This window comes from uncultured Polaribacter sp. (assembly GCF_947495205.1).
Lineage (GTDB): Bacteria > Bacteroidota > Bacteroidia > Flavobacteriales > Flavobacteriaceae > Polaribacter.
This window is the reverse complement of the sequence record NZ_CANLXV010000013.1, coordinates 54,557-72,133: the sequence shown is the minus strand read 5'-3', so window position 1 is coordinate 72,133 and position 17,577 is coordinate 54,557. Positions and strand designations below refer to the sequence as shown.

At 32.5% G+C, this 17,577-nt stretch carries 15 protein-coding genes; all 15 read left to right on the top strand.

The genetic code is table 11. From position 1 onward, the window contains the following. Positions 1-71 precede the first annotated feature (71 nt). The 15 genes from Q0762_RS12320 to Q0762_RS12250 all read left to right on the top strand — a co-directional run bounded on the left by Q0762_RS12320 (position 72) and on the right by Q0762_RS12250 (position 17,572). The gene (locus tag Q0762_RS12320) at positions 72-2,168 is read left to right on the top strand and encodes a bifunctional aldolase/short-chain dehydrogenase (protein WP_298767208.1); all 2,097 of its coding nucleotides are present in this window, start codon (positions 72-74) and stop codon (positions 2,166-2,168) included. A gap of 92 nt (positions 2,169-2,260) precedes the next feature. After that, the gene (locus tag Q0762_RS12315) at positions 2,261-3,541 is read left to right on the top strand and encodes a sugar isomerase (protein WP_298767207.1); all 1,281 of its coding nucleotides are present in this window, start codon (positions 2,261-2,263) and stop codon (positions 3,539-3,541) included. 11 nt (positions 3,542-3,552) lie between these two features. Continuing rightward, a complete protein-coding gene (locus tag Q0762_RS12310; RefSeq protein ID WP_298767206.1) occupies positions 3,553-4,929 on the top strand; it encodes an FGGY family carbohydrate kinase in 1,377 nt (458 codons plus the stop codon). Between the two features lie 15 nt (positions 4,930-4,944). Further along, a complete protein-coding gene (locus tag Q0762_RS12305; protein ID WP_298767205.1) occupies positions 4,945-6,234 on the top strand; it encodes a class II aldolase/adducin family protein in 1,290 nt (429 codons plus the stop codon). 7 nt (positions 6,235-6,241) lie between these two features. Continuing rightward, a complete protein-coding gene (locus tag Q0762_RS12300; RefSeq protein ID WP_298767204.1) occupies positions 6,242-7,390 on the top strand; it encodes an alpha-hydroxy acid oxidase in 1,149 nt (382 codons plus the stop codon). A gap of 325 nt (positions 7,391-7,715) precedes the next feature. Beyond that, the gene (locus tag Q0762_RS12295; RefSeq protein WP_298767203.1) at positions 7,716-9,101 is read left to right on the top strand and encodes a hypothetical protein; all 1,386 of its coding nucleotides are present in this window, start codon (positions 7,716-7,718) and stop codon (positions 9,099-9,101) included. Positions 9,102-9,104: 3 nt separating this feature from the next. Beyond that, entirely contained in the window at positions 9,105-9,272 is a 168-nt protein-coding gene (locus Q0762_RS12290; protein ID WP_298767202.1) for a hypothetical protein, read from the top strand. Positions 9,273-9,733: 461 nt separating this feature from the next. Continuing rightward, positions 9,734-10,561: an SDR family oxidoreductase gene (locus Q0762_RS12285; protein WP_298767201.1), complete on the top strand. Its 828-nt coding sequence runs from the start codon at positions 9,734-9,736 to the stop codon at positions 10,559-10,561. A gap of 111 nt (positions 10,562-10,672) precedes the next feature. Further along, entirely contained in the window at positions 10,673-11,854 is a 1,182-nt protein-coding gene (uxuA, locus tag Q0762_RS12280) for a mannonate dehydratase (protein WP_298767200.1), read from the top strand. Positions 11,855-11,935: 81 nt separating this feature from the next. Next, the gene (gene kduI, locus Q0762_RS12275) at positions 11,936-12,778 is read left to right on the top strand and encodes a 5-dehydro-4-deoxy-D-glucuronate isomerase (protein ID WP_298767199.1); all 843 of its coding nucleotides are present in this window, start codon (positions 11,936-11,938) and stop codon (positions 12,776-12,778) included. Between the two features lie 9 nt (positions 12,779-12,787). Further along, entirely contained in the window at positions 12,788-13,582 is a 795-nt protein-coding gene (locus Q0762_RS12270) for a gluconate 5-dehydrogenase (RefSeq protein ID WP_298767198.1), read from the top strand. A gap of 54 nt (positions 13,583-13,636) precedes the next feature. Then, positions 13,637-14,800, top strand: a complete 1,164-nt coding sequence (locus Q0762_RS12265; protein ID WP_298767197.1) for a DUF4861 family protein — start codon at positions 13,637-13,639, stop codon at positions 14,798-14,800. Positions 14,801-14,813: 13 nt separating this feature from the next. After that, positions 14,814-15,800 (top strand): TRAP transporter substrate-binding protein, encoded by a 987-nt coding sequence (locus tag Q0762_RS12260; RefSeq protein ID WP_298767196.1) that lies wholly within the window; start codon positions 14,814-14,816, stop codon positions 15,798-15,800. After that, positions 15,800-16,270 (top strand): TRAP transporter small permease, encoded by a 471-nt coding sequence (locus tag Q0762_RS12255; protein ID WP_298767195.1) that lies wholly within the window; start codon positions 15,800-15,802, stop codon positions 16,268-16,270. Before Q0762_RS12260 ends, Q0762_RS12255 begins: the two co-directional genes overlap by 1 nt. Positions 16,271-16,273: 3 nt before the next feature. Beyond that, positions 16,274-17,572, top strand: a complete 1,299-nt coding sequence (locus Q0762_RS12250; RefSeq protein ID WP_298767194.1) for a TRAP transporter large permease — start codon at positions 16,274-16,276, stop codon at positions 17,570-17,572. Positions 17,573-17,577 lie beyond the last annotated feature (5 nt).

The following is a 17,577-nucleotide window of genomic DNA, read 5'->3' as shown; positions in this document are numbered from 1 at the left end:
GTACAGGATACAAAAGTTTGAATTCAGGAGTATTTTTGATTTCATAAAACTTACTTATAAAAAAAGCGAAAATGACTAAAACTTTTAAATACGTTGATTACCTGTGGGATGACCAAAAAGCTGCAGCTTTAGGAGATAATCAAGTTGAATTGTTCTTATATCGTTCTAATATTTTAGGAGCAGATTTAAGAATTACAAATTACGGTGGAGGAAATACAAGTTGTAAAACCATAGAAAAAGATCCTTTAACTAATGAAGAGGTTGAGGTAATGTGGGTTAAAGGTTCTGGTGGAGACATAGGTACTTTAACACGTTCTGGTATTGCTGGTTTGTATACCAATAGACTACGTGATCTTAAAAACGTATACCAAGGTTTACATGATGAAGATAGAATGGTTGGTTTATTTAATCATTGTATCTATGATTTAGATAGTAAAGCACCTTCTATTGATACGCCATTGCATGGTTTATTACCTTTCGCGCACATAGATCATTTACATCCAGATGCTTTAATTGCAGTTGCTGCAGCTAAAGATAGTGAAAAAGTAACCAAAGAAATTTGGGGAGATACAATGGGATGGGTGCCTTGGCAAAAGCCAGGTTTCGATTTAGGTTTACAATTAGAAAAATGTTTAGCAGATAACCCTGGTATTAGAGGTATTGTGTTAGGTAGTCATGGTTTATTTACTTGGGGAGATACTTCTTACGAGTGTTACATGAACAGTTTAGAGGTTATTGAAATGGCTTCTGAATATATAGAACAAAAATTAAAAGAACAAGGTGAAGTTTTTGGTGGTCAAAAAGTTGAAAGTTTACCTAAAGAAGAGCGTTTAGAGAAAGCAGCTCAAATTATGCCTTTATTAAGAGGTTTATGTTCTTCAGAAAATAGAATGATCGGTCATTTCTCAGATACTGAAGTTGTAATGCAATACATCAACAGTAACGATTTAGAAAGATTAGCTCCAATGGGAACTTCTTGTCCAGATCACTTCTTAAGAACTAAAATTCAGCCTTTAGTATTAGAATTAGATAAGAATGAAGACTTATCTGATGCTACTGCTATTGCAGCAAAATTAGAGCCAGCTTTTGAAGCATACCGCCAAGAATATGCAGATTACTATAATACTTGTAAAAAAGATAATAGTCCTGCTATACGTGATGCAAATCCAGTAATTATTATTTACCCTGGAGTTGGTATGTTTAGTTTTGCTAAGAACAAACAAACTACACGTGTTGCAAGTGAGTTTTACATTAACGCAATAAATGTAATGCGTGGTGCAGAGGCTATTACAGCTTATACTTCTTTACCAAGACAAGAGGCTTTTGATATTGAGTACTGGTTGTTAGAAGAAGCAAAATTACAACGTATGCCAAAAGAACAGCCATTATCTAGAAAAGTTGCTTTGGTAACAGGTGCTGGTGGAGGTATTGGTAAAGCTATCGCAGATAAATTAGCAGCAGAAGGTGCTAATGTAGTTTTAACAGATATTAATGAAGAAGCTTTAATTGAGGCAAACGGAACTTATAAAAGAGACGTATCTTCTTATGCAGTTTGTGATGTTACAAGTACAGAATCTATTGAAAGTGCATACAAAAAAGCTATTGTTGAGTTTGGTGGTGTAGATATAATTGTACACAGTGCAGGTTTAGCAATTTCTAAGCCAATTGAAGATACAACAGATAAAGATTGGAATATTTTACAGAATATTTTAGTAAAAGGTCAGTTTGATTTAGCGAAGCAATTCTCTGCAATTGTGCGTAAGCAAAATTTAGGAGGAGATTACATTGCTATTGCTAGTAAAAACGGATTAGTTGCTGGACCTAACAATGTGGCATATGGTACTGCGAAAGCAGCACAACAACATATGGTGCGTTTATTGGCAGCAGAATTAGCTAAAGATAAAGTAAGAGTAAATACAGTAAATCCTGATGGCGTTATTGTAGGAAGTAAAATTTGGGAAGGCGCTTGGGCAGAAGGACGTGCAAAAGCAAACGGTATTACTGTAGAAGAGTTACCAGCCTTTTATGCAAAAAGAAACTTGCTACATGAAATTATTACACCAAATGATATTGCAAACGGAGTTTTCTCTTTAGTAGGAATTCTAGACAAATCTACAGGTAACATAATAAATGTAGATGGTGGAATGGCAAATGCATTTGTCAGATAACAAAAATAATTTAATTTGAATTAAGTTTAAGACTTCTATAAATTGAATTACAGTTTATAGAAGTCTTCCTTAATTAAGAACATAATACAAGTATGAAAATTAATCAATCAGAAATTTCCGATTTTAATCAAAAAGTCGTAAAAGATCATAAAGAAAACTTCGATTTTTTAGCTAATAAATTAACCAATAAAGGTAAAGATGTAAATAGTATTGTAGACAAGTTGGCTGCATTTCAAATAGCTATTCCTAGTTGGGCTTTAGGTGCTGGAGGTACTCGTTTTGGGCGTTTTTCTTTTTATGGAGAACCAACCAATTTAGAGCAAAAAATAGAAGATATTGGTATCTTACATAGTTTAACACAAACTGCAGGTGCTGTATCTTTACATATTCCTTGGGATATTCCATCTGATTACGCTGCAATTAAAGAAAAAGCAACAGCTTTAAATATTAAATTTGATGCCGTAAATTCAAATACTTTTCAAGACCAACAAGGCGCAGCAGAAAGCTACAAATACGGTTCTTTAAGTAATACAAGTAAAGCAGTTAGAGAACAAGCGATACAACATAATTTAGATGTAATTAAAATTGGAGACAAATTAGGTTCTAAAGCATTAACGGTTTGGTTGGCAGATGGTTCTTGTTTTCCTGGTCAAAACAATTTTCAAACAGCTTTTCAAAATACTCAAGATAGTTTAATAGATATCTATAAAGGTTTACCAGACGATTGGAAATTATTAGTAGAATATAAACCATACGAGCCTAATTTTTACAGCACAGTTATTCAAGATTGGGGAGCATCTTTAATGTTAGCTAACGGTTGTGGAGATAAAGCGTATACTTTAGTAGATTTAGGACACCATTTACCAAACTCTAATATAGAACAAATTGTATCTATTTTACAATTAAAAGGTAAATTAGGTGGTTTCCATTTTAATGATAGTAAATATGGAGATGATGATGTAACTGTAGGTAGTATTAAGCCATATGCATTATTCTTAATCTTTAATGAATTGGTTTACGGAATGGAAAATAATCCGCAAAATCCAGATTTAGCGTGGATGATTGATGCAAGTCATAACGTAAAAGATCCTTTAGAAGATTTAATACAATCTTTAGAAGCGATACAAGAAGCATATGCAAAGGCTTTATTAATAGATCAAAAAGCATTAAGAACTGCGCAATTAGAAAATGATGTTGTAAAATGTCAAGAAATCTTACAAGGTGCTTATAGAACAGATGTAAGACCATTGTTAGAAAAAGCAAGGGTAAACGCTGGCGGAGTTATAAGCCCAATAGATGCATACAGATCTTTAGGAGTTAGAGAACAATTAATCAAAGAAAGAGGTAAACATACAGTAGCAACTGGTTTATAATATTATTAGTTATGAAAAAAAAGGTAACCGCAGTTTTTGATATTGGTAAAACAAACAAGAAATTTTTTCTTTTTGACAAAGAGTTTAAAGAAGTGCACAAAGAATACGCTTCTTTTGATGAAATAGAAGATGAAGATGGGCATCCAACGGAAGATTTGCGTGCGTTACAAAATTGGTTGAAAGACGTTTTTCATAAAATTTTAAAGTCAGATGAATTTAGTGTAAAAGCAATAAACTTCTCTACCTATGGCGCAAGTTTTGTGCATTTAGATGAAGATGGAGAGGTTTTAACACCTCTATACAACTACACTAAAGAAATAGATTCAAAAATTGCAGACCAGTTTTATGCAACTTATGGAGATGATTTAGAACTCACCAGAACAAGTGGTTCTACAAGATCTCCTGGTTTATTAAATTCTGGTTTGCAATTGTATTGGATTAAACACTCAAAACCAGAGGTTTTTAAAAAAATTAAATATTCGTTGCATTTACCACAATATTTAAGTTATATTTTCTCTGGAGTGCCATTAAGTGAATATACCAGTATTGGTTGCCATACCACTTTGTGGAATTACGAAACTAGAGATTACCAAGATTGGGTTTACAAAGAAAAAATTAATACCATTTTACCTCCTATTGTTTCTACAGAAACTAGTGTAAATATGAATTATAATGGTAAAAGAATTAAAATTGGTGTAGGTATTCACGATAGTTCTTCAGCATTATTACCTTACGTAAGAAGTGTAAAAAAACCATTTGTATTAGTTTCTACAGGTACTTGGAGTATTGCTTTAAACCCTTTTGTAGATACACCTTTAACGAATGATGATGTTAAAGCAGATTGTATTAATTACATGAGAATTAACGGAAAACCCGTTAAATCTTCTAGACTTTTTTTAGGTAAAGAATATCAAATACAAGTAGAAAAATTATCTCAACATTTTGGTAAAGATAAAGATTATCACAAAACAGTTGTATTTAATTATGATGCATATTCAGAAATTTTGCAAGACTTTGTACACACATTTAAATGGGAATCTTTTGAACATAAAGACATGCCAAAAGTTACCAAATACTTGTATGATAGTTTTGAGCATGCCTACCATCACTTAATGATTGAATTGGTGATGCTACAGGTAGAAAATATCAAAAGAATTTCTGATACACAAAATATACACAGACTTTATGTAGATGGTGGTTTTACAGATAATGATGTTTACATAAAATTATTGTCACATTATTTAAGAGGTATGAAATTAAGAACAACAAAAGCTGCTTTAGGTTCTGCCCTAGGAGCTGCAATTGCTATTTCAGATACCAAGTTAAATTCTAAGTTTTTAAGGAAGAATTATGCGTTAAAAAAGCATGTTCCCTTTATAGTGGGTTAGTAAAAAACGTTAGTTATGGCTATAAAAATCAATTTTCAGCATCCAAGAGATCAAATTGTAACAATAATTGATCGAATTTACAAAAGAGGAATGACTACCACTTCTGGTGGTAACATTTCTATAATTGATGATCAAGGAGACATATGGGTAACTCCATCTGCCGTAGACAAAGGTTCTTTAAGAGCTTCAGATATTATCTGTGTAAAAAGTAATGGAGAAATTATAGGGAAACATAAACCCTCATCTGAATTTCCATTTCATAAAGCAATTTATGAAGCAAGACCAGATATTAGATCCGTTATTCATGCGCATCCGCCAGCTTTGGTTTCTTTTAGTATTGTTAGACAAATACCAAACACCAATATTATTTCGCAGGCAAAACACATCTGTGGTCCCATAGGTTATGCAAAATACAAAGTACCTGGTAGTAATGAGCTTGGAGAAGTAATTGCAGAAGAATTTAAAAAAGGCTTTAAAGCAATTATCATGGAAAACCATGGTACAGTTTTAGGAGGTAGTGATTTAACAGATGCTTATGAGCGTTTTGAGGCACTAGAATTTTGTGCAAAAACTATTTTATATGGCTCTCAAATAGGAACTCCAAAATATTTGTCTGATGAACAAATAGAAAACTTTGAAACACAGGCTAAAGGAGTTTTACCAGAAATGGAAGAAACAGAACATCCTTCTGATGAATTAGAAAAAAGGTTAGAAATTTGTAAAATTGTACAACGCTCTTGCCAACAAGGTTTAATGATAGGTTCTTACGGAACGGTTTCTATGCGATGGAAAGATAATGATTTTATTATTACGCCAACTGGTGTAGATCGTTGGGATTTAGAAATTGAAGATATCGTTCAAATTAAAGACGGTAAAAGAGAAAAAGGAAAAGTGCCAAGTCGTGCAACTTGGATACATCAGGAAATTTATAAACGCAATCCAAAAGTAAATTCTATTATAATGACTCAATCTCCATATTTAATGGCATTTGGTGTAACACAAGAATATTTAGATGTGCGTACCATTCCAGAAAGTTGGATTTTTCTACAAGATATTCATACTGTGAAATATGGAAATCATTTTAGAAAAAATAACAATTCTGAAATTGTAGAAAATTGTGATACCGCATTAATTATTGAAAATGATTCTGTAATTATTACAGGAGATAAATTATTACAAACATTCGATTATTTAGAAGTAGCAGAATTTAGCGCTAAATCTATTGTATTAGGCCATTCTTTAGGGAAAATGGTGCCTATAAATGATGATCAAGTAGAAGAATTAAGAGAAAAGTTTTTAGCATAAAAAAAATATGGCAATAAGTATCGATACACGTTATCCGTCTATAGACGATTTAAGAGCAAAAGCTCAGAAAAAAATACCAAAATTTGCATTTGAATATTTAGATGGAGGTTGTAATGAAGATGTAAATTTAATTAGAAATACATCAGAATTAAGAGAAGTACAATTAAAACCAAATTATCTTAGAAAACATCATGGTTCTTCTTTAAAAACCAACTTGTTTGGTATAGAATATGATGCGCCCTTTGGTATTGCACCAGTAGGTTTACAAGGTTTAATGTGGCCAAATTCTCCAGAAATTTTGGCAAAAGCCGCTTTTGAACACAATGTTCCCTTTATATTAAGTACCGTTACAACTACTAGTATAGAGCGTGCAGCAGAATTAACAGAGGGTAAAGCTTGGTTTCAATTATATCATCCAACAGAAGATAAATTAAGAGACGATATTATTAACAGAGCAGCCGCAGCAGAATGTCCTGTTTTAGTTATTTTATGTGATGTACCTAGTTTTGGTTTTAGACCTAGAGATATTAGAAACGGTTTGGCAATGCCACCAAAAATGAATATTGCTAACATTTTACAAGCATTTGGTAGACCACATTGGAGTTTACAAACTTTAAAACATGGTATTCCTAACTTTGCAAACTTACTACCATATATGCCTAAAAACTTAGACTTAAAGCAGTTGGGTAAATTTATGGATCAAACGTTTTCTGGTAGGTTAAATGAAGAAAAAATAAAGCCAATTCGCGATATGTGGAAAGGTAAGATTGTTTTAAAAGGTGTGGCTTCAGAATATGACGCAGAACAAGCAATTCGTTTAGGTTTAGACGGTATTATTGTATCCAATCATGGTGGGCGTCAATTAGATGCAGGGCAATCTACAATTAAACCTTTAGCAACAATTGCAGAAAAATATGGTGATCAAATAGAAGTAATGATGGATAGTGGTGTACGTTCAGGGCCAGATGTAGCAAGAGCTATGGCAAGTGGCGCTAAATTTACATTCATGGGTCGTTCATTTATGTATGGTGTATCTGCATTAGGTAAAAAAGGTGGTAACCATACTATTTCTTTACTAAAAACAGAATTGCAACAAGTTATGGAGCAGTTGTGTTGTGAGAAAACTTCAGATTTTCCAGAGCATTTGGTGAAATAATATTGCAATATAATATGATTTTCAAGCCCTATTAAAATTAAATTTTAATAGGGCTTTTTTTGTCTAGTATAAAAAAATTCAATTACATAAATAGCTTTTATAAACTCAATTGTTTCTAGTAATTTTTTTAATAGCTCTTTGTATTTTGGGTTTTAGAAATACAGCTTATCTACTATTTTAAGAATAGTTCATCTTTAAAGAGCCTATTATCAATAAGAAACAGTATAGTGCAGGATGCAAAAACATTACAAGAAGATTACTTTAGTTTTTGCGCCTTTATTTGAAGGTAAATTAACCAAATACAATTAATAAAAATATACTTAATATGAGTGAAACATCAGTAGAAGTACAAGAAGTTGGTGGAGGAGAGTTTGCAAGAACTCCAGTACCATCTTCAAAATTAAAAGGTTGGAAATCTTTTCTAGGAATGTATGCTGGGGAACATGCTGCAGGTACAGAGTTTATGATTGGTCCTTTATTTTTAGCGGCCGGTGCAAGTTTAAAAGATTTGATATTTGGTTTATTAATTGGTAATATTTTAGCAATTCTTACTTGGAGATATATAGTAGCTCCAATAGCAGTTTCTAGTAAACTCACGTTATATTATCAATTAGAAAAAATTGCTGGAAAACACTTGGTAAAAGTTTATAACGTGGTAAACGGCGTTCTTTTTTGCTTTTTGGCTGGCGCAATGATTACGGTCTCTGCAAGTGCAGTGGGTATTCCTTTTGGGATAAGCTTTTCTGTACCAGAAAATATTTTTGGTTTAAGTAGTCCTGCTTTTTCATTAATTGTAGTTATTGTAGGTGTAGTAATGGCAATTGTTGCTGCTGCTGGTTATAATACTGTTTCTAAGTTTGCAAATATTGCAGCTCCATGGATGATTGTTGTATTTGCAGCCTGCGGATTATCTGCTTTAGCGCAAATGAATGTAGATTCTTGGGATAGTTTGTTAACAGAATGGGATAAAGGAGTAAGTGTAGTACAAGCTGCTAACGGGAAAGTAGATTTCGGATTTTGGAAAATTGTAATATTCTCTTGGTTATGTAACGCGGCAATGCATTTTGGTATGGCAGATTTAAGTATTATGCGTTTTGCTAAAGATAGTCGTGCAGGATGGGGACCTTCTGTAGGTATGTTTTTAGGGCATTATATGGCTTGGATTTGTGCATCATTTATGTTAGCTGCCCAAATAAAATTAACAGGAGATATTTCTGCAAATCCAGGTGCACTAGCTTGGAGTGCAGTTGGTTGGACAGGTATTATTTGTGTAATTGTAGCAGGTTGGACAACTGCAAACCCAACTATATATAGAGCAGGTCTTGCTTTTCAAAGTCTATTTCCTGCAAAAGCAAAGTCATATTCAGGTGTAATTTTAGCTGGTTTAGTGGCTACAGCTGCCGGTATTTTTCCTGCACTTTCAGGAAAATTACTTGATTTTGTAGGTTTATATGGTACTATTTTAGGGCCAATGGGAGGGGTTATTTTTGTAAACCATTACCTTGCAAAGAAAATGAATTTCACCCAAGATTATGCAGATCAAAAAGGTTCTGTATTTAATCCTGCAGTTTTGTTAGCTTGGGTACTTCCAGTAGCATTAGGATTATATTTTATTTTTATGCAAAACTTATTTCCAGCGTATGCCGTAATTCCTTGTTGGGTTGCCTCAAGTATATTATATGTTATTATTATGAAACTTCAAAAATCTTAAATTATGAAAATACTAAAATTAATAAGTGCATTAGCTATAGGTGTTTTAATATTGCTAGCAAGTATACTTTTATTCTTAGGAACAATAGATGCATCTAAATTGAAAATGTTTATGCTAATTGGTACGGTTTTATGGTTTATTGCTACGCCTTTTTGGCTGAAAGAAGAATAAGACTTTGTAACATTACCACTTATTTTAAGAAGTTGCATAAGAAATACAACGTGCTTTAAGAATTATATTGTTTTGTAAGTTTGAATATTCAATTTATAAAACAATATAATTTTCTTCATTTATAAAATATCGGCATAATATCGTTTATTTTTTTAAATAGTTTTTTTGATTCATCTTGAAATAAATCTTTTATAACAAGAAAAATTTTAAGTTGAATCTCATGTATTATCTTTTTGATAAAGATAAATTTAAACGGTCATAAAAAATTATAAACGATGCTATTATTTCAAGTAAAAATAATTTAATTTACGTATTTTTGATTTTAATAAAAATACAGTTTAAGATTATTTACAGGAATATAACTAGCTTTAAATAAGATGGTTGGATGTTATTTACCCTTTTTTGAATCATTACATAAAATAAATATATTAATATTATAATTACAAATAAGAAAACTATCAATGAGTAAAACAATCGTATTAACAGGTGCAGGAGGCGTTTTATGTAGCACAATGGCTATGGCTCTTGCAAAGCAAGGTAATAAAATAGCAGTTTTAGACTTAAGAGAAGAAGCAGCAAATAATGTTGCTACAGCAATTAAAGAAGCAGGAGGAGAGGCTATAGGAGTTGCTGCGAATGTTTTAGAAAAAGATTCTTTAGAAAAAGCCAAAGAAACAATTAATGCTGCCTTTGGTAAGGTAGATATTTTGGTAAATGGAGCAGGAGGTAATCATCCTTTAGGAACTACATCTAATCCGTTTTTTGCAATGGAAGATTTACAAAGTACAGTAGAAGGTTTTAAAACTTTTTTTGATTTAGATCCTAAAGGAATAGAATTTACCTTTAATTTAAACTTTTTAGGAACGTTAATTCCTACTCAAGTTTTTGCTAAAGATATGGTTGGTCGTGAAGGTTGTTCGGTTTTAAATATTTCATCAATGAATGCTTATACACCATTAACTAAAATACCTGCATATAGTGGTGCAAAGGCAGCTATATCAAACTTTACACAATGGTTGGCAGTACATTTTTCTAAAGTTGGTATTCGTGTAAATGCATTGGCGCCAGGTTTTTTCTTAACAGATCAAAACCGTGCTTTATTAACTAATGAAGATGGAAGCTTAACGCAAAGAGGGCAACAAATTATAGATCAAACACCTATGGGACGTTATGGTACTGCAGATGATTTGGTAAGTTCTACACTATTTTTATGTGATGATGCATCAGCATTTGTTACTGGAATTGTAATTCCAATTGATGGTGGTTTTTCAGCATATAGTGGTGTTTAAAATTTCAGTAGTATTTTGATGATTTAGAATCAATCTATTCAAAAAAAATAATTAGTATTAATAATAAATAAAATCCCTTCACTTTAGGAAGGTTAAGATGGAATTATGAGTATGAATTTAGAACAAACATGGCGTTGGTATGGTCCAAATGACCCGGTTTCTTTAGCTGATATCAAACAGTCAGGTGCAACAGGTATTGTATCTGCATTACATCACATTCCAAATGGAGAAGTTTGGACGGTAGCAGAAATTCAGAAAAGAATTGCACAAATAGAAGAAGTAGGCTTAACTTGGTCTGTGGTAGAATCTGTGCCAATTCATGAAAATATAAAAACCAAAACAGGCGACTATAAAAAATATTATCAAAATTACAAACAAACGCTTTTAAATTTAGGTGCTTGTGGTATTGATATTGTATGTTATAATTTTATGCCGGTTTTAGATTGGACACGTACCAATTTAGATTATGAAGTTTCAGATCAATCTACTGCTTTACGTTTTGAAGCAGCAGCTTTTGCAGCTTTTGAACTGTATTTGTTAAAAAGACCAGGAGCAGAAAATGATTATTCTGATGCGCAAAAACAAGAAGCTGCAGACTTTATTAAAAACACTTCAGAAGAAGAGCAAACCAAACTTATAAGAAATATTATTGCTGGTTTACCAGGCGCAGAAGAAGGTTATTCTTTAGAAGAATTTAATGCAATTTTAGCCACTTATAATAATATTGGTCCAAAAGAATTAAAAGCAAATTTATTCTCTTTCTTATCAGAAATTATACCTGCAGCAGAGCAAGCAGGTGTGTTAATGTGTATTCATCCAGATGATCCACCTTTTCCTATTTTAGGTTTACCAAGAGTTGTATCTACAGAGCAAGATATTGTAGATTTATACGATGCTGTAAAATCTCCAAATAACGGATTAACCTTTTGTACAGGTTCTTTTGGTGTAAGAGCAGATAATGATTTGGCAGGAATGGTAAAACGTTTAGGAGATAGAATTCATTTTATTCATTTACGTGCTACAAAACGAGATGCAGAAGGAAATTTCCATGAAGCAGATCATTTAGAAGGTGATGTAGACATGTACGCAGTTATGAAAGAATTGGTTTTAGAACAACAAAAACGAATTGCAGCAGGTAGACAAGATGTTAGAATGCCTTTTAGACCAGATCATGGACATAAAATGTTAGACGATTTAAAAAAGAAGACGAATCCAGGATATTCTGGAATTGGTCGTTTACGAGGTTTAGCAGAATTAAGAGGTCTAGAACTAGGAATTAGACGTTCATTATAAACTGTTTGGGTATCATACTGAACTAAATTCAGCATGATACCTTAAACGTTACAATTAAAATAAAATATTAAAAGAAAAACTATGGCAACAACTTTTGAAACAAGATACGCTTCAAGTCCGCAAGCAGTTAAAAAATACGACACACAAGAATTAAGAAATGAGTTTTTAATACCAGATTTAATGAATGCAGGTCATATTAAATGGGTATATACACATTATGATAGATATATGGCAGGAGGTGCTGTTCCTACAACTGATGCATTAACATTAGAAACCATAGATTCTTTAAAATCAGAAAACTTTTTGGACAGAAGAGAGGTTGGTGTTATTAATGTTGGTGGTACAGGAACCATTACTGCAGATGGAGAAAGCTACAAAATGTTGCATAAAGATGCTTTATACTTAGGAAAAGGTGTAAAAGAAGTAACTTTTACTAGTGAAGATGCCAATAACCCTGCAAAGTTTTACATGAACTCTGCACCAGCACACAGCGCTTACCCAACGAAGCAAGTTACTAAAGAGGAAGCAAATAAAATTGAATTAGGAAGTTTAGAGACAGCTAATCATAGAACAGTAAACCAGATGATTATTGGTGGTATTGTAACTACTTGTCAATTACAAATGGGAATGACTGAGTTGAAAACAGGTTCTGTTTGGAATACCATGCCAGCTCATGTGCATGATAGAAGAATGGAAATTTATTATTATATGGACATTATGGAAGAGCAATCTGTATGTCATTTTATGGGCGAACCACAAGAAACGCGTCATATTTGGATGCAAAATCATGAAGCTGTAATTTCACCACCATGGTCTATTCACTCTGGTTCTGGTACTTCTAATTATACTTTTATTTGGGGTATGGCAGGAGAAAACCTAGATTATAATGATATGGATGTTGCGAAAATTACAGATTTAAGATAAGATAAAAATATGTCTCAAACATTATTTGATATTACAGGTAAAGTAGCCTTGGTAACTGGTTCTACACATGGTTTAGGAATGTCTATGGCCATGGGTTTAGGAAAAGCAGGTGCAACTATTGTGGTGAACGGAAATTCATCACAAGAAAAAATAGACAAAGCTGTAGCTTTATACAAAGAAGCAGGAATTAATGCTGTGGGCTACAAATTTAATGTAGCAGATGAAGCACAAGTAATTGCAGCCATTAACAAAATAGAAAGCGAAGTTGGTGCTATTGATATTTTGGTAAACAACGCAGGAATCATTAAAAGAACTCCATTAGCAGAAATGGAAGTTGAAGACTTTAAGCAAGTAATAGATATTGATTTGGTAAGTCCTTTTATTGTTTCTAAACATGTAATTAAAGGCATGATGGAAAGAAAGGCAGGAAAAATAATTAATATTTGTTCTATGATGAGCGAATTGGGTAGAAATACCGTAGGAGCTTATGCAGCTGCAAAAGGTGGTTTAGTGATGTTAACTAAAAATATGGCAACAGAATGGGCTCGTTTTGGTGTACAAGTTAACGGAATAGGACCAGGCTATTTTGCAACTTCGCAAACAGCACCAATAAGAGTAGAAGGACATCCTTTTAACGATTTTATTGTGAACAGAACCCCAGCAAAAAAATGGGGAGATCCAGACGATTTAGCAGGAGCAGCAGTATTCTTATCTTCTAAAGCGAGTGATTTTGTAAACGGACATATTTTATATGTTGATGGAGGAATTTTAGCAACTATAGGAAAACCATCAAACGAAGAATAAATAAATTTCAGCTCCATAAAATAATTGTTTTGTGGAGTTTTTAGCACTTTAATTATGAAGAAAATAGCACTTTTATTAATGGGTTTTTCATTTTTTACATCCTGTAAAGAAAGCCCTGAAGTAATAACAACAATTACGGTAAAAAATACCTTAAATTCAAGTAGACAATTTGAAACCGTTTCTGTTGATATTTCTGATGTGAATGTTGAAAAAGTAGCGAATCTTGTAATTTTAGATGAGGAAAATAAACAATTAATAGTTCAACTTGTAGATAAAGATTTGGATGGAAAAGAGGATGTTATCCTTTTTCAACCCCATATTAAAGCAAATACAACCAATACATACACTTTAGCAACATCAAAAGTTGAGAAAAAGGTAGATACCGCATATTGTTATTCACGTTTTGTACCAGAAAGAACAGACGATTATACATGGGAAAACAATAGAGTTGCTTTTAGAACTTTTGGACCAGTAGCACAAAAAATGATAGAAGATGGTGTTAAAGGAGGTACTTTATCTAGCGGAATTGATGCTTGGTTAAAACGTGTAGAATATCCAATTATCAACAAATGGTACAAAAGAAACGATGCCAAAAAAGGTGCTTACCATAAAGACCATGGTGAAGGCTTAGATAATTTTCATGTAGGTGTAAGTAGAGGAATTGGTGGTACTGCTGTAAAAGTAGATACTTCTTACTATTTTTCTAGAAACTTTACTTCTTATAAAACCATTACAACAGGCCCATTAAGAACCAGTTTTGTATTAACCTATGCTACCTGGAATGCAAATGGAAAACCAATTAACGAAACCAAACACATTTCTTTAGATTACGGCCAAAACTTAACGCGTTTTGAAATTGATGTTACAGGTACAGATACAATTTCATCAGGAATTACGTTGCACAAAAAAACAGGGTTAACCAATCAAAATGATGCCAGTTTCTGGGTAAGTCATTGGGAAACTTTAGATGATTCTGAAGTAGGCACAGGAATAGTAACTACAAAACCTTATTTTGCAGGATCAGAGAAATACGTAACTTCTAGAAAAGATGAGAGTAATCATTTTTTACATTTAAACGTAATCGATAATAAAGTTGTTTTTTATAGTGGCTTTGGATGGAAAAAAAGCAAACAATTCAGCACGCAAAAAGAATGGGAAAATTACTTAACAGATTTCTCAGAAAAGATCAATAACCCATTAATTGTTACCAAACTTTAATCGCACCATAAAAATGAGAAAATCACATTTTTTTCAATATTTAATTATAGCAATTACCACCCTATTTTTTCTAGGTTGTCAATCTAAATCTACTATAAAAACCATACGTTTGGGGCATGCTTTAGATACACAACATCCAGTGCACAAAGCAATGGTAATCTTAGGTGAAGAATTAAAAAAACAATCTCAAGGTAAACTGCAATTAAACATTTATCCTAGTGGACAGTTAGGAGGAGAAAGAGAATGTTTAGAATTGTTGCAAATTGGTAGTTTAGATATTACCAAAGTATCTGCAGCCGTTTTAGAAAATTTTATTCCAGAATATAAGGTGTTTAGTGTGCCTTATATGTTTAGAGATAAAGCACATACGTTTAGTGTTTTTGATAGTGAAATAGGCGAAAGTTTATTACTAAAAGGAGAAAAATTTAGGCTAAGAGGCTTAACCTTTTATGATGCAGGAAGTAGAAGTTTTTACATGAAAGAAGCGCCAATAAAATCTCCAGCAGATTTAAAAGGAAAAAAAATTAGAGTACAAAAAAGTAACATGGCAGTAGCTATGGTAAATGATTTAGGAGGCTCACCAACTCCAATTTCTTGGGGAGAATTATATACTGCTTTACAACAAGGAGTTGTAGACGGTGCAGAGAATAACCCGCCAAGTTTTTACACTTCTAAACACTACGAAGTTTGTAAATTTTACAGTTTAGACGAACACACGGCAGTACCCGATGTTTTATTGATTGGTACAGATACTTGGAGTCGTTTAAACGATAAGGAAAAACAATGGTTAAAAAGTGCAGTAAAAGTAAGTACTAATGCACAACGTAAATTATGGGCAGCTTCAGAAAAAGAATCAATTGCTGCAGTAAAGGCTGCTGGTGTGCAGGTTGTTTATCCAGAGAAAAAACCATTTGAAGAACAAACCAAAGGAATTTTAGAAATGTTTAATGGAAATAAAGAAATGAAAACGCTAATTTCTTCTATAAAAAATAAACAATAATGAGAGCAAAAATAGATAGTGTTTTAGAAAAGTTAGTGCTTTTAATATTAGTAATAATGTTGGTAAGCGTAGTTTGGCAAGTTTTTTCTAGGTTTGTATTGAGAGCACCAAGTACCATCACAGATGAAGTTTCTAGTTTCTCATTAATTTGGGTTGGTTTATTAGGTGCTGCATACGCTGCAGGAAAAAATTTACATTTGGCAATTGATTTAATACCAGAACAAACAGTTCAAAAAAGACAAAATTTATTCAACGGCATTGTATTTATATCAATTGCGGTATTTGCATTAACGGTTATGATTATTGGAGGAGCAAGATTATGTCAATTGAGTTTTCAATTTGGGCAAACATCTGCAACCTTAGAAATTCCATTAGGATTTATTTACTTGGTGGTGCCAATTTCAGGAATATTAATTTGCTATTATAGTATTGATACACTTTTAAACTTAAGAAAATTAAACAAAGCATAAATTATGAATCTAGTAGAAGTCCTTATTTTAGTTGTTAGCTTTTTAGTTTTTTTATCTTTAAGAGTTCCTATTGCTTTTGCAATTGGTTTAGCAGCTTTATTTACCTTATTAAGTGCAATGCCTTTTTTACCAAGTGTTACAACTTTAGCACAAAGAATGGCAACCAGTTTAGACAGTTTTACCTTGTCTGCCATTCCATTTTTTATATTGGCAGGTCAAATTATGAATAGAGGAGGAATCGCCGTGCGCCTCATAAACTTTGCCAAAGCTATAGTTGGGCCACTTCCTGGTGGTTTGGCTTTTGTAAACATTATTTCGTGTATGTTGTTTGGCGCTATTTCAGGATCGGCGGTAGCAGCAGCATCTGCTATTGGTGGTTTTATGAATCCAATGATGGAAAAAGATGGTTATGACAAATCTTTTAGTGCTGCCGTTAACATTACAAGTGCAACCACAGGTTTAATTATACCACCAAGTAACGTGTTAATTGTATATTCTTTAGCCAGTGGTGGTGTTTCTATAGCGGCATTATTTATTGCAGGTTATGTACCTGGATTGTTAATTGGTTTGGCATTAATGATTGTAGCTTTAATTTATTCAATTATTAAAAAATATCCAACAGATAAAATGGTAGGCTTTAAAGAATTCTTTAAAAGATTTATAGATGCTTTTCCTAGTTTAATGTTGTTAGTAGTGGTAATTGGTGGTATTGTAGCCGGAATTTTTACAGCTACAGAAGCTTCAGCAATAGCAGTAATTTATACTTTAGTTTTAGGTTTTGTGTATAAAGAAATAACTGTTAAAGATATTTCCCCAATTTTGTTAGAAACCATTAAAACATCAGCAATTGTTTTATTATTAGTATCTACATCTATAGCCATGTCTTGGGTAATGAGTTATGAAAACATACCTCAAGAAATTAGCAATACGTTATTGTCAATTAGCGATAACCCAATTGTAATTTTAATTATTATCAATTTAATCTTATTATTTGTTGGTGTTTTTATGGACATGACACCAGCCGTTTTAATCTTTACACCCATCTTTTTACCAATTGTAACAGAATTAGGTATGGATCCTATTCACTTTGGTATTATTATGATCATGAATTTATGTATTGGATTATGTACGCCACCAGTTGGCTCCGTACTTTTTGTAGGTTGTAGTGTAGCTGATTTAAAAATACAACAAGTAATAAAACCATTATTACCTTTATTTTTAGTGATGATTGGGGTGCTCCTTTTAATTACGTATTTCCCAGATTTAACGCTTTGGTTGCCTAGAGTTTTTGATTTAGTATAAGATTA

What these genes read in the sequence shown, in the direction of transcription:
- Q0762_RS12320 (WP_298767208.1), top strand. Translation starts at nt 72, where the DNA reads ATGACTAAAACTTTTAAATACGTTGATTACCTGTGGGATGACCAAAAA.
- Q0762_RS12315 (WP_298767207.1), top strand. Translation starts at nt 2,261, where the DNA reads ATGAAAATTAATCAATCAGAAATTTCCGATTTTAATCAAAAAGTCGTA.
- Q0762_RS12310 (WP_298767206.1), top strand. Translation starts at nt 3,553, where the DNA reads ATGAAAAAAAAGGTAACCGCAGTTTTTGATATTGGTAAAACAAACAAG.
- Q0762_RS12305 (WP_298767205.1), top strand. Translation starts at nt 4,945, where the DNA reads ATGGCTATAAAAATCAATTTTCAGCATCCAAGAGATCAAATTGTAACA.
- Q0762_RS12300 (WP_298767204.1), top strand. Translation starts at nt 6,242, where the DNA reads ATGGCAATAAGTATCGATACACGTTATCCGTCTATAGACGATTTAAGA.
- Q0762_RS12295 (WP_298767203.1), top strand. Translation starts at nt 7,716, where the DNA reads ATGAGTGAAACATCAGTAGAAGTACAAGAAGTTGGTGGAGGAGAGTTT.
- Q0762_RS12290 (WP_298767202.1), top strand. Translation starts at nt 9,105, where the DNA reads ATGAAAATACTAAAATTAATAAGTGCATTAGCTATAGGTGTTTTAATA.
- Q0762_RS12285 (WP_298767201.1), top strand. Translation starts at nt 9,734, where the DNA reads ATGAGTAAAACAATCGTATTAACAGGTGCAGGAGGCGTTTTATGTAGC.
- uxuA (WP_298767200.1), top strand. Translation starts at nt 10,673, where the DNA reads ATGAATTTAGAACAAACATGGCGTTGGTATGGTCCAAATGACCCGGTT.
- kduI (WP_298767199.1), top strand. Translation starts at nt 11,936, where the DNA reads ATGGCAACAACTTTTGAAACAAGATACGCTTCAAGTCCGCAAGCAGTT.
- Q0762_RS12270 (WP_298767198.1), top strand. Translation starts at nt 12,788, where the DNA reads ATGTCTCAAACATTATTTGATATTACAGGTAAAGTAGCCTTGGTAACT.
- Q0762_RS12265 (WP_298767197.1), top strand. Translation starts at nt 13,637, where the DNA reads ATGAAGAAAATAGCACTTTTATTAATGGGTTTTTCATTTTTTACATCC.
- Q0762_RS12260 (WP_298767196.1), top strand. Translation starts at nt 14,814, where the DNA reads ATGAGAAAATCACATTTTTTTCAATATTTAATTATAGCAATTACCACC.
- Q0762_RS12255 (WP_298767195.1), top strand. Translation starts at nt 15,800, where the DNA reads ATGAGAGCAAAAATAGATAGTGTTTTAGAAAAGTTAGTGCTTTTAATA.
- Q0762_RS12250 (WP_298767194.1), top strand. Translation starts at nt 16,274, where the DNA reads ATGAATCTAGTAGAAGTCCTTATTTTAGTTGTTAGCTTTTTAGTTTTT.